The organism is Pseudomonas sp. R84, from assembly GCF_009834515.1.
Taxonomy (GTDB): domain Bacteria; phylum Pseudomonadota; class Gammaproteobacteria; order Pseudomonadales; family Pseudomonadaceae; genus Aquipseudomonas.
The window spans coordinates 2,189,468-2,203,847 of sequence record NZ_CP019426.1 but is presented as its reverse complement, the minus strand read 5'-3'; the positions used below and the strand labels follow the sequence as shown (position 1 = coordinate 2,203,847).

2 protein-coding genes (1 of these 2 only partly in view) are annotated in these 14,380 nt (G+C 62.7%); both read right to left on the bottom strand.

What is annotated here, in order from left to right:
• A protein-coding gene (locus PspR84_RS09885) for a non-ribosomal peptide synthase/polyketide synthase (protein ID WP_160057109.1) crosses the window boundary here: on the bottom strand, nt 1-2,060 show its 5' end (the start). It extends 12,928 nt beyond the left edge of the window; 2,060 of the gene's 14,988 nt are visible here — the first part of the coding sequence; it begins with the start codon at nt 2,058-2,060; the stop codon falls past the left edge of the window.
• On the bottom strand, nt 2,060-14,380 hold the full coding sequence (locus tag PspR84_RS09880) for a non-ribosomal peptide synthase/polyketide synthase (protein ID WP_160057108.1): 12,321 nt from the start codon (nt 14,378-14,380) through the stop codon (nt 2,060-2,062). Before PspR84_RS09880 ends, PspR84_RS09885 begins: the two co-directional genes overlap by 1 nt.

Genomic DNA, 14,380 nt, shown 5'->3' with positions numbered 1-14,380 from the left:
CTCGCGACAAAGTTGCGCAGCGCCGCGTGGCGTACCATCACGCCTTTCGGTTTGCCGGTAGAGCCAGAGGTGTAGAGCGTGTACGCCAAGTGTTCGCCATTGACGGCAACGTCCGGCGCGGTCTGTGGGTAAGCCGCCAGCCAGTCACCGGGCTGATCGAGCAACAGGGTTTGCACACCCGCCGGGATCGGCAATTGCGCCTGCAAGTGCGTTTGGGTCAGCAGCAATTGCAGACCGCTGTCTTCGATCATGTAGGCCAGACGATCCTCGGGATACGCCGGGTCCAGCGGCACATAAGCGCCACCGGCCTTGAGGATCGCCAGCAGGCCGACGATCATCTCAACGCTGCGCTCGACCGCGATGCCGACCAACTGATCCGGGCCGACGCCGGCCTTGATCAGGTGATGCGCCAGTTGATTGGCCCGGGTATCCAGTTCGCCATACGTCAGCACCTCGTCGCCGATGATCAGCGCCGTGGCCTGCGGGTTTTGTTGCGCCTGCAAGGCAAAGTCCTGCTGCACGCACTCGGCCTGCGCACTGTGATCCGCCACGCGCAACCAGTCCTGCAACAACACGCCGTGTTCAGCGCTGTCCAGCAGCGGCAGTTCGCCGACACGCTGGGTTGGCGCGGTGATGATGCCTTGCAACAGGTTCTGCCAGTGACGGGCCAGACGCTCGACGGTTTCCGGTTTGAACAGATCGGTGGCGTAGGTCAGCTCGGCGGCAAAACCGTCATTCGATTCATAGGTATTGAGGGTCAGGTCGAATTGCGCGGTGCGCCCTTCCCACTGCACATCCTCGACGCTCAGTTGCGGCAGTTGCACCGCGCCACGGCCCTGATCACGGCTGGTCTGATGGTTGAACATCACTTGGAACACCGGGCTGTGGCTCAGGCTGCGTTCCGGTTGCAGCGCTTCGATCAACTGCTCGAACGGCAGATCCTGATGCGCTTGGGCGGCCATCGCCGCTTGCTTGACCTGCGCCAGCAATTGGTTGAACGGCAGTTGACCATTGACCTCGGCATTCAAGACCTGGGTGTTGACGAAGAAGCCAATCAGGCCTTCAGTTTCGACCCGGTTGCGGTTGGCAGTCGGCACGCCGACACGAATCTGCGCCTGGCCACTGTAGCGATGCAGCAACGCCTGGAACGACGCCAGCAACACCATGAACAGGCTCGCGCCTTCACGCTGGGCCAGTTGTTTGAGCGCATCGCCGAGGGCGGCTGGCAGGTCCAGTTGCAGACGTGCACCGCGCAGGCTTTGCACCGCCGGGCGCGGAAAGTCGATGGGCAATTCCAGCACCGGCTGCTCGCCGTCCAGCGTCTTGATCCAGTAAGCCAGTTGCCGCTCACGCTCGCCCGCTTCCAGCCAGTGACGCTGCCAGATCGCGTAGTCGGCGTATTGCACCTCCAGTTCCGGCAATGCCAGTGGCTGCCCGGCGGTGTCGGCGGCGTAATGCTGGATCAACTCGTTGACCAGCACTTTGATCGACCAGCCATCGGAGATGATGTGGTGCTGGATCAACACCAGCACATGATCGTCATCGGCGACCTTGAGCAATGCCACGCGCAGCAGCGGCCCCTGTTGCAGATTGAACGGGCGCGCGGTTTCGCTTTCGACGAACGCCTTGATCGCCGCCTCTGCGCCAGCGGTGTCGAGGCCGGCCGGTAAAGGGGCCAGGGTGATGCTCAGCGGCAACTGCGGGTGAATCACCTGACAGAAAGTTTCGCCGTGCTCGGCGAACGTGGTGCGCAAACTTTCATGACGCGCGGCCACGGCATTGAAGCTGCGCTCCAGCGCCGCCACGTCCAGCTGCCCCTTGAGGCGCAAGGCGCTGGGAATGTGATACGCGGTGCTATGCGGGTCCATTTGCCAGAGGAACAGTTGGCGTTCCTGAGCGTACGACAGAGGAATCGCTGCAAACCCGGAACGTGTTTCCGGGATCGGCAGGTTGGCCGGAGAGACGCCCTCTTCGAGCATCTTTTCCAGGTACAGCTTACGTTTGTCCAGCGGCAGAGTGATAAAGCGCTTGGCTACCCTCAAAGCAACACTCTTGTCCATCAGACTTCCTCCATATCGTCAAGCAGGGCTTCCAGCTTGTTCAGTTTCTGTTCGTTGATTGCCCCGCCTCCTGTATCGAGTCGAGCGACAAAGTCGCTCAGGACGGGGTGCTGGAATAACAGTTGCGGGGTCAGCGTCAGGCCCAGTTCAAGGGCCATGCGCGACACCACGTTGACGGCCAGCAGCGAGTGCCCGCCCAGTTCGAAGAAGTGATCGTTCAGACCAATGCGTTCAACCTCGAGCACTTGCTGCCAGATCGCCGCGACCTGCTGCTCAAGCTCACTCTGCGGCGCGACATACGCGGCCTGCATCTGGCTGGCATCCACCGCTGGCAGGGCCTTGCGGTCGAGTTTGCCGTTGGGCGTCAGTGGCAACTGCTCAAGGAACAGCAGGTGCGCGGGAATCATGTAGTCAGGTAACGAAGACTTGAGGCCAGTCTTTAGTCCGTCGCGCAGTTGCCGCTGCGCTTCACCGTCATACAGATCCAGTTGCGCGGCGACCACGTAGGCCACCAGTTGCGCACCGCCCTCGCCTTCAACGGCAAGCACCGCCGTTTCGGTGACCGCCGGTTGCGCGAGCAATCGCGCCTCGATCTCGCCCAGTTCGATGCGGAATCCACGAATTTTCACCTGATGGTCGATCCGCCCCATGTACTCCAGCTCGCCCTCTTCGCGTTCACGAATCAGGTCGCCGGTGCGGTACATGCGCTCGCCATTGCCGACGAACGGGTTCGGCACAAAGCGCTCAGCGGTCATCGCCGCACGGCCCAGATAACCGCGGGTGATGCCGGCACCAGACAAGTACAGCTCCGCCGAAACCCCGTGCGGTACCGCTTGCAGATCGGCGTCGAGCAAGTGACTGGCGCTGTGATCGAGAGCACGACCGATGCGCGGCTGGCCACCGGCGGTGCGATGAGTCCACGTCGAATAGGTGGTGTCTTCCGACGGGCCGTAAAGGTCGTAGACATGCTCAACGGTGGGCTGTTGATACAGCGCGTCGACCAGCCCTTGTTTCAGCGGCTCACCGGCCAGGTTGATGATGCGCACGCTCGGCGGAATCTGCCCGGCGCGTTGCAGCGCAGCGATGGCCGACGGTACGGTGTTGATCAGGCGTACCTGATCGCGCGCCGGCAGGTTCGGCAACTCCAGCGCGTTGCGCGCGATGATCAGCGAACCGCCATTGGCCAACGTGCCAAACAGCTCCCACACCGACAGGTCGAAGCACACCGAAGTTGACGCCAGCACGCCTTGAATGTCGTCACGGCTGTAGACCTTGGCCGACCAATCGATCAGCGCCATGACATTGCGGTGGGCAATCGCTACGCCTTTCGGTTTGCCGGTGGAACCGGAGGTGTAGATCACATACGCGAGGTTGTCCGGCTGCACTTTGGTTTGCGGTGCGACGGCTGAATAACCGCTCAGCGAATCCGGATCCATCAGCAGCACCTGCGTATCGCCCGGCACGCTCAGCGTCGCCGCGACTGCTTGCTCGGTGAGCAGCACTCGCGCACGGCTGTCTTCAAGCATGTAGGCAACGCGATCAGCCGGGTAATCCGGGTCCAGCGGCACATAAGCGCCACCCGACTTGAGCACTGCCAACAGCGCAATCAGCAACTGCTCGGAACGCGGCATCGCCACGCCTACGCGCACTTCAGGACCGACACCGAGCTCGATCAACTTGTGCGCCAGACGGTTGGCCTGCGCGTCCAGTTCGCCGTAGGTCAGTCGTGTATCGGCGAAGGTCACCGCCAGCGCATCCGGCGTTGCTGCCACTTGGCGGGCAATGCCTTGATGAATGCACAGTTCGGTGACGAAGTCGGTGTCGACGTTCGTGATGTGGTCGATCAGGTTCAACTCGCTCAACGAACGTTCACCTGCTGCAGCCATCTGCGTCAGCAAACGCTGCAGACTCGCGCCCAACTGCGCCACGCTGGCCGGGGCGAAACTGTCGCGCTGGTAACTGAAGTGCACCGACAGTTGCGCGCCCATGCTCACCAGCAAGGTCAACGGATAGTTGGTCTGTTCCTGATTGACCACTGCACCGAAACGCAAACCCTGCGGCGCGCCGCGCTCCAGCGCTTCGCCAATCGGATAGTTCTCGAAAACCATCAGGCTGTCGAACAGTGCGTCACCGCCCTGCCCGGCCCAGCGCTGAAGGTCCGCCAGCGGCGTGTGTTCGAACTCGCGTGAAGCGAGGTTCTGCGCCTGCACGGCTTGCAGCCAACTGGCCAGACTTTGCTGCGTTTGCGGCGCGGCCACCACTGGCAAGGTGTTGATGAACAGACCGATCTGCTCCTCGGCCCCCGGCAGATCCGCCGGACGCCCGGCCACGGTCGCGCCGAACGCCACGCAGTCCTTGCCGGTGTAGCGCTGCAACAGCAGCAGCCATGCGGCTTGCACCAGTGTGTTGACGGTGACTTTCGAGGCCCGGGCAAATTCACCCAGACGCACGCTCAGATCAGCGTCCAGCACTTGGTAATGGTCGCCGTAACCGACACTTGGCAAAGCATCGACTGGCCGTGCAATGGCATTGGCCAGACGCGTCGGCTCGTGCAGAGGTTCCAGCGCCGCCAGCCAGTAGGCTTCAGCCGCCGTTGCATCCTGACGTTGCAGCCAACCGATGTAATCGCGATAGCGACCCGCCGGACGCGGCACCGCTTCGCCGCGATAATGCTGCAGCACTTCGCCGAGCAATTGCGCACTGCTCCAGCCATCCATCAGGATGTGATGGTTGGTGTAAATCAGGTGATGACGATCAGTCGCCGTGCGCACCAGCACCAGACGCAGCAGCGGCGCACAGGTCAGGTCCAGCCCCAGTGCGCGCTCCTCATCAACCAGGGTTTGCAACGCCGAATCCAGATCAGCCTTGCCGCTCCAGTCGAGCACACTGAACGGCACGTCCACCTGCCGTTGCACCACTTGCACCGGTTGCGGCAAGTCGCCCTGCCAGAAGAACCCCGTGCGCAGAATGTCGTGGGCATCCACCACCGCTTGCCACGCGGCGTGGAAACGCTGCGGATCGACGCCATCGACGTCCAGCCGCATCTGGTTGATATAGTCGCCACTGCCCTGTTCGAGCAGGGTGTGGAACAACATACCCTGCTGCATCGGCGATAGCGGGTAGATGTCATTGATGCCTTGCGGCTCCAGCACCAGCGCATCCAGTTGCGCTTGCGACAGTTGCGCCAGCGGGAAGTCCGACGGCGTCACGCCACGGTTGTCGTTGTCACAGCAATGGCCGATCAGCGCCGTTAGTTCCTGCACGTAGTCATCGGCCAGACGCTCGATGGTCGCCGCGTCGAACATCGCGCCGCTATAGGTCCAGCTCAGGTCCAGTTCACCGCCGAAGACTTTGCCGTTCAGCGCCAACGGGTTGCCCAGCGGGCCTTGCAGGTTGACTTCAGCGCCTCCGGATTCGCTGGTCGGTGCGAACAAAGCCTCATCCGCCTCGGCAAAGCTGCCATCGAACTGGCCCAGATAGTTGAAGGTCAGGCGCGGCGCCGGCAAGGCTTGCAGCGATTCGCGAGCCTGCGCATCGCCCAGATGTGCCAGCGCACCGAAGCCGATGCCTTTGTGCGGAATCGCCCGCAACTGCTCCTTGATCTGTTTCAGCGAAGCCCCCAGCTCAGCCACTGGCGACAGACGCGCCGGGAACACACTGGTGAACCAACCGACCGTGCGGGTCAGATCGATGTTGTCGAAGAGGTCTTCGCGACCGTGGCCCTCAAGCAAGACCAACGCGTTGTCAGCACCGGTCCAGCGCACCATCACTCGCGCCAGTGCCGTCAGCAGTAGATCGTTGACCTGCGTGCGATAGGCGGCCGGAGCGTTCTGCAGCAACTGGCGGGTGAGGTTTTTGTCGAGGTTGCGGCGGATCGTCAGCGCCTGATCGTGTTGCTGCCCACCGTCCGGATGGTCGTAAGGCAAGGCAGCCGAAGCGCCCTGCAACTGCTGCTGCCAGAAGCCCAGTTCGGTTTGCAGCGCTGGGGTTGCCGCATAGTCCTGCAACGCTGCCGCCCAGGCTTTGACTGCGCTGGTCTTGGCCGGCAATTGCACGGGTTGACCGGCAAGGATCTGCCGGTAAGCGTTCTGCAGGTCTTCGAACAGAATTCGCCACGACACGCCGTCGACTACCAGGTGATGAACGATCAGCAACAGGCGTTGCGTACCGTCAGCCAGGTTCGCCAGCACCGCGCGAATCAGCGAGCCGCCGCTCAATTGCAAGCTGCGCTGGGCCTTTTCACCCAGGGCCTGCAGCGCCGCGAGATCAGCCACCTCGACTTGCCAGAGGATGGTCTCGCCCGCTTGCGTTGCAGCATCGCGGTATTGCGCGACCCAGCCGTCAGCCTGCTCGACAAAGTCCAGACGCAAGCTGTCGTGATGCAGTACCAAAGCGTCCAGCGCTTGTTCCAGCAGCTGCGCGTCCAGCGCCTGATTCGGCTTGAGCATCACCGACTGGTTCCAGTGATGACGATCGGGAATCGCCTGCGCGAAGAATTCCTGATGAATCGGCAACAGCGCAGTGCTGCCCGTCACCGGTTGCTGATCAATCGACTGCAGCGCTTCACCGGTCTGCGCCACCAACGCCAACGCCGCGATGGTCTGGTGCTGAAAAAGGTCTTTCGGTGTAAAGCGAATCCCGGCCTGCCGTGCACGGCTGACCACCTGAATCGAAATGATCGAGTCGCCGCCCAGCTCGAAGAAGTTGTCGCTGACGCCCACTTGCTCAAGTTTGAGCACGTCCTGCCAGATCGTCGCCAGTTGCTGTTCTAGCGCGGTTTGCGGTGCAACGTAAGTTTGCTGCAGTTGGCTGACGTCCGGTTTCGGCAGGTTCTTGCGATCCAGTTTGCCGTTCGGTGTCAGCGGCATGCGTTCCAGACGCAGCACGTACGCCGGCACCATGTGCGCCGGCAACGTCGCCTTGAGTTGTGCACGCAGATCGTCGGTGAAGCCGGCACGGTCTGCATCGCCGACTACATACGCCACCAAGCGCTTGCCACTGCCGGCGCTGCCTTCCTGCGCGACGACCACCGCTTCGCGCACGCCGTCGAGGGCTTGCAGCGCCGCTTCGACTTCGCCGAGCTCGATGCGGAAGCCACGAATTTTCACCTGATTATCGATGCGATCCAGATAGTCGAACGTGCCATCGCCACGCTGACGCACCAGGTCGCCCGTGCGATAAATCAAACCGCCGGTGGTGCTGAACGGATCAGCGACAAAGCGCTCGGCGGTCAGACCCGGACGGTTCAGGTAACCCCGCGCCAACCCTGTACCACCAAGGTACAACTCACCGGCCATGCCTTGCGGCAGCAGGTTCAAATCGGCGTCGAGCACATAAGCGCTACGGTCACCAATGCGGCTGCCGATTGGCGCATAGGCTGCACCGCATGGCACTTCGCGTCCGGCCTTCCAGATCAGTGGGGTGACCACGGTTTCGGTCGGGCCGTAACCGTTGATGATGTAGTCCGGATCGAGCGCGCGTTTAACCCGCTCGAAACTCGCGTTCGGCACCGCATCACCGCCGAAGCAATAGATACGCACCTTCGGCGGATTGCCGACGCGCTCGGCGTGTTCGGCCAGTTGTTGCAAGTACACCGGCGGGAAGGCGACCACGGTTACGCCGTGTTCGATCATTGCGTTGTAGGTCTGCTCCGGCGTCCACAGCGTGTCGTCGCGAATCAGCAGCGACGCACCGTGAGTCAGGCTGGTCAGCCAGCGTTCGTGGGCACCATCGAAGGCGAACGACATGAAGTGGAATTCGCAGTCGCTGTCACGCATCTCATAGCGCTGACCAATGGCCTGACAGTGCATGGCCAACGGGCCGTGCGCGACGCTGACGCCTTTCGGGTTGCCGGTGGAACCGGAGGTGTAGATAACGTAGGCGAGGTTGTGCGGATCGAGTTGCACCTGCGGTGCCTTGATCGGCAGCTCACGCAAATCGAGGCGATCCAGTTCCAGCAGCGGCACCGCTTCATCGACCGGCAATTGCGCCGACACCGACGAGTCGCTGATCAGCAGCGCCAGCCCGGAATCTTCGATCAGATAGGCCAGACGCTCGCGCGGATAACTGGTGTCCAGCGGCACATAGGCGCCGCCCGCCTTGAGCACGGCCAGCAGCGCGACGATTACCGACTCACTGCGCGGCAACGCTACGCCAACGCGGGTTTCGGCACCGACACCACGGGCGATCAGCGCGTGCGCCAGTTGATTGGCTCGCTGGTCGATTTCGCCGTAGCTGAAATGCTGATCATTGAAAATCACCGCTGTGCGTTGCGGATTTTCAGCGGCCAATGCGGCAATGCGCTGATGCACGCCGATGTCCACCGGGTACGGCTGCGGGTGGTTTTCGGCTTGCTGGCGTGCCTGCTCTTGAGCATCTGCCAGAGCGATTTCACCGAGATTGCGCTCGGCCGACAGGGCGAACTGTTCCAACAATTGCAGCAGGTGTGCACTGATGCCGGCGACGACATCGCTGTCAAACTGGCCGCGATCAAAGCTGTAGTGCAACGCCAGTTGCTGGCCAAGCGTGACCGCCACGCTCAGTGCATAGTGCGTCTGTTCGAGGTTACCGACCTCGCCGAATGTCAGTCCTTGTCCGGCCTGACTCAGCGCCTGGGCAATCGGGTAGTTTTCGAACACCAGAATATTGTCGAACAGTGCTTCACCGCCCTGCCCGGCCCAACGCTGGATGTCCGCCAGTGGCGTGTGTTCGAAGTCGCGCAGGCTCAGGTTTTGCGCCTGAACGGCTTGCAACCAGCTGCCAACGCTTTGATCCGGACGCGGCGCGCCAATCACCGGCAAGGTGTTGATGAACAGACCCACCTGTTGCTCGATGCCCGGCAGATCCGCCGGACGCCCGGCCACGGTCGCACCGAACGCCACGGCTTCGTGACCGGTATAGCGTTGCAGCAACAGCAGCCACGCCGCTTGCACCAAGGTGTTGACGGTGACTTTTTGCTGGCGGGCGAAGGCCTCCAGTGTTTGAGTGCGCTGCACGTCCAGGGTCAGGTAGTGATCGCCGTGGCCGCTGAGGTTCTCGCCGCCGGTGGCTGCGCGCGCCAGTCGCGTCGGCTCTTGCAGCGCGGCCAATTGACCGCTCCAGAATGCCTGACTCAGTTGACCATCCTGGCGTTGCAGCCAGGCGATGTAGTCGCGATAACGCCCGCCGCCATTCGCCGGCGTGCGCCCGCTGTAGCGCTGCAAGACTTCGCCGAGCAACTGTGAGTTGCTCCAGCCGTCCATGAGGATGTGGTGATGGGTGTAAATCAGGTGCCATTGCTCGGCGCCAGTCTGCACCAGCAGCAGTCGCAACAATGGTGCACTGCTCAGATCGAAACCTTGCTGACGCTCGGCATCGGCCAACGCCGCAAGCGCTGCGGGCTGATCGTCGCGGTCGCGCCAGTCCAGCGTGCTGAATGGCAGATGCACCTGCTTGTGGACGATCTGCACCGGCTGCGCCAGCTCACCCTGCCAGACGAACCCGCTGCGCAGAATGTCCTGCGCATCGACGGTGGCTTGCCACGCAGCGCGGAACCGCTCGGGATCGAGACCTTGTACGTCAACGCGCAACTGGTTGATGTACTCGCCCGCGGCTTGTTCGTAGAGGGTATGGAACAGCAAGCCTTGCTGCATCGGCGACAGAGGATAGACATCGTCGAGTTGACCCGCTGGCACCGGCAACCCATCCAGTTGCGCTTGCGTCACGCGCGCCAGCGGGAAGTCCGACGGCGTCGCTTGCGCGGCTTGCAACGTGCAGCAATGCTCGATCAGCGCATGCAGTTCCAGCGCGTATCGATCGACCAGATGCTGCACGGTCGCGCTGTCGAACATCTCACGACTGAAACCCCAGCTCATCGACAACTCACCGCCATACACCTGACCTTCTACGGTCAGCCAGTTGGCCAAGGGCGCAGCCGGATCCTGGGCGACGCCGCTGGTTTCAGCGGACGGCACTAACAGCGCGGCGTCGTCGAACTGACGGTCGAACTGGCCGAGGTAGTTGAAGGTAATGCGTGGCGGTGCCAACTGCGCCAGCTCGGCGCGCACCGATGGCGCCGCCAGATAACGCAGCACGCCGTAGCCCAGACCTTTGTCCGGCACCGCGCGCAGCTGCTCCTTGATCGACTTGATCGACCCGTCGAGATCGTCACTAGCCGTCAGCTTGACCGCGAACAGACTGGTGAACCAGCCCACGGTGCGGGTCAGGTCGATGTCATCGAACAGGTCTTCACGACCATGCCCTTCCAGTTCAATCAGCGTACCCGGCTGCCGGGTCCAGCGGCTGATGGTGCGCGCCAATGCAGTGAGCAGCAGATCATTGACCTGCGTGCGATACGCGGCCGGTGCCTGTTGCAGCAACTGACGGGTGCGCTCGGCATCAAGGCGCCATTCGATTTTCTCGCCGTGCAGGTTTTGCAGGCTGCCATCGGGACGTTCGCACGGCAAATCCTGCGCACCTTGATGCTGGGTTTTCCAGTAATCCAGTTGTTCGTCGAAGCGTGAAGCGGCGCTTTCGAGGCGCGCGGTCCAGGTCTGGAAGGCATTGGTCTTGGCCGGCAACTGAATGCCGCCTCCCGCCGCCAATTGCTCGTACGCCTGCTGAACATCTTCCAGCAACACCCGCCAGGAAACGCCGTCCACCGCCAAGTGGTGAATAATCAACGCCAGGCGCTGAGAGCCATCGGCCAGCGTCACCAGCAGTGCACGCAGCAGCGGACCGTTTTGCAGATCAAGGCTGCGCTGGGCTTCGTTGCACAGCGCCTGCAATTGCTCAGCAGTCTCGGCGTCACGCAGCCACAGCTCAGCACTGTCGACCAGCGGGCCGTGGCTTTGCTGCCAGCCTTCGGCGCTTTCGACAAAGCGCAGGCGCAAGGCGTCGTGATGATTGATCACCTGCGCCAGCGCGGCATCAAGCCACTGTGCATTCAGGGTGTCGCGCGGCGTCAGCAGCAGCGACTGGTTCCAGTGTTCACGCAGCGGCATCGCGCGGCTGAAGAAGTGCTGCTGGATCGGCCCGAGTACGGCGCTGCCGGTCACCGGCCCTTGATCTACCGAGGTCTGATTATCCAGCGTGGCAACCAGCGCGAGGCTGCGCACAGTCTGGTACTGGAACAGGTCGCGCGGGCTGAGTCGAATCCCGGCCTGCCGCGCACGGCTGACCACTTGAATCGAGATGATCGAGTCGCCGCCCAGTTCGAAGAAGTTGTCTTCGAGGCCGACGCGTTCAAGGCCGAGCACGTCCTCCCAAATCGCCGCCAGAGCTTTTTGTAGCGCATCCTGCGGCGCGACGAACGCCTGTTGCGGCGCGGCGTCCGGTTGCGGCAAGGCTTTGCGATCGAGTTTGCCGTTGGCCGTTACCGGCAGTTTTTCCAGCGTCATCAGGTAGGCCGGCACCATGAATTCCGGCAGGCTGCCGAGCAGCCACGCCTTGACGTCCTGCTGCCACTGTTCGTCCGGCTGAGCCTGTTCCAGCACAAGGTAGGCCACCAAGTGCTTGCCGCCCTGCACCAGCACCACCGCTTCGCGCACCAGCGGGTGCTGCATCAGGCGGGTTTCGATTTCACCCAGCTCGATGCGCAGACCGCGCAGTTTCACTTGATGGTCGAGACGACCGAGGTATTCGATCACGCCGTCGGCGCGCTGACGCACCCGGTCACCGGTGCGGTACAGCCGCGCGCCGTCGTGGAACGGGCACGGCACAAAACGCTCGGCGGTCAGCGCCGGGCGCTGGTGATAACTGCGCGCCAGACCGGCGCCGCCCAGGTACAGTTCGCCGGCCACGCCGCTCGGTACCGGCAGCAGCTCCGCGTCGAGGACGTGGGTGCGCAGGTTGGCGATCGGCCGACCGATCGGCACGCTGTCGGCGCCTTCGTCAACGCACGTCCAGTGGGTCACGTCGATGGCCGCTTCGGTCGGGCCGTAGAGGTTGTAGAGGCCGGCGTTCGGCAGTTTGGCGAAGACTTGCAGTTGTGCGTCCAGCGGCAGCGCTTCACCGCTGCACACGATGCGCTTGAGGCCGACGCAGCTTTCCACGCCCGCCTCGTGAATGAACGCCTGCAACATCGACGGCACAAAGTGCAGCGTGCTGATGCCGTGGCGGTTGATGATGTCGATCAGTTGCAGCGGATCGCGGTGCGCACCCGGCGCGGCAACCACCAGACGCGCACCGGTCAGCAGCGGCCAGAAGAATTCCCAGACCGACACGTCGAAACTGAACGGGGTTTTCTGCAGCACCGAATCGCTGGCGTCGAGCCCGTAGGCTTCCTGCATCCAGCACAAGCGGTTGACCAGCGCGGCGTGACTGTTGCCGGCGCCTTTCGGTTTACCGGTAGAGCCGGAGGTGTAAATCACATAAGCCAGGCTCAGCGGATCGACGCTGACCTCGGGACGGCTGTCGCCGTAGCCGTCGAGCAGGCCCGGTTGATCCAGCGTGATGACCTGCACGCCGTCAGTCGGCAGCGATGCCCGCAAAGCATCCTGGGTCAGCAGCAAGGTGATGCCGCTGTCCTCGATCATGTAGGCCAGACGTTCCTGCGGGTACTCCGGATCGAGTGGTACGTAGGCACCACCGGCCTTGAGAATCGCCAGCAGCGCGACGACCATTTCTACCGAGCGCAGCGCGCAAACACCGACCAGACTGTCGGCCCGCACGCCTTGCTCACGCAACAGATGCGCGAGGCGGTTGGCCCGGGCATCCAGTTCGGCGTAGCTCAGGGTCTGCTCGCCAAAGACCAGCGCAGGCGCATTCGGCGTGCGCGCAACTTGCGCCTCAATCAGTTGGTGGATGGGTGTTTCGGTCGGATAGACCGCGTGGACGTTGTTCCAGTCATGCACCAGCGTGTGTTGTTCATCCGCTTCCAGCAACGGCAATTCGCCGATGCGTTGCGACGGATCGGCGACCATGGCGGTGAGCAGACGCAGCCAGTGGCGCGCCATGCGCTCAATGGTCGCGGGCTCGAACAAATCGCTAGCGTACGTCAGCGCGGCGTGCAACTTGCCGCCCTTCTCGTAGGTATCCAGGGTCAGATCGAATTGGGTGGTGCGGCTCTGCCAGTCGAGGCTGTCGAGCACCAGACCGGACGCCGTGCTGAGGGTGGCGATATCGGCCACTTGCGGCTGATGGTTGTACATCACCTGGAACAGCGGCGTGTGACTGAGGCTGCGCTCCAGTTTCAGTGCTTCGACCAGTTGCTCGAATGGCAGATCCTGATGCGCCTGAGCGCCGAGCGCGGTTTCCTTGATCCCGCGCAGCAGGTCATCGACTCGCGTCTGCCCGTCCAGTCGAGTACGCAACACCTGAGTGTTGACGAAGAAGCCGATCAGCCCTTCGATTTCGCCACGGTTGCGGTTGGCAATCGGCACGCCGACACGGATGTCAGTCTGACCGGTGTAGCGATGCAGCAGCGCGTTGAAGGCACCGAGCAACAACATGAACAGGGTGACCTGATACTTCTGCGCGGTATTGCGCAGTTGCTCGGCCAATTGCCCATCAATGGCGAATTCGTAACGAGTGCCGCGATAGCTCGGCATCGCCGGGCGGGCATGATCCAGCGGCAGCTCCAGCACCGGGTGTTCGTCACCCAGTTGTGCTTGCCAGTAATCGAGTTGCCGCGCCTGCTCGCCGGCCTCCAACCAACGGCGCTGCCACAGGGCATAGTCGCTGTACTGGATCGGCAGCGCGCTCAGCTGTGGCGGCTGACCGGCATCGAACGCGTCGTAGCAACGAATGAATTCGTCGATCAGCACGTTCATCGACCAGCCATCGGAGACGATGTGGTGCAGGGTCAGCAGCAGAACATGTTCCTGCTCGGCGAGCTTGAGCAAGGTCACCCGCAGCAGCGGGCCGACGGCCAGATCGAACGGCAATACCGATTGCTGTTCGGCGGCCTGCACCACGGCCTGCTCCCGCTCACTGGCTGGCAGCGCGCTGAAATCTTCATGCCTGATCATCAGCGGCGCCGTGGCCGGCACCTGCAACAGGCTGTCGTCCGCCTGGCGCTGGAACACCGTGCGCAGAGTTTCGTGACGCTCGACCAGGCTAGCGAAAGCTTGCTCCAGCGCGCCGAGGTTGAGGCGGCCGCTCAGGCGCACCGCGCCCGGCAGGTTATAGGCGCCGCTCTGCGGATCGAGTTGCCAGAGAAACCACATGCGCCGCTGCGCGTAGGACAACGCCAGGCGATCCTCGGCTTCGATCCCGGCCGGGATCGGAAACCGGGCGAAATCCACGCCCTCCTTTTGCAGCGCCGCGAGGAACATCTGGCGCTTTTCCAGGGGCAACCCGATAAACCGGCGAGCAAGTTTCAAGGAGTCTTCAGCATTCAT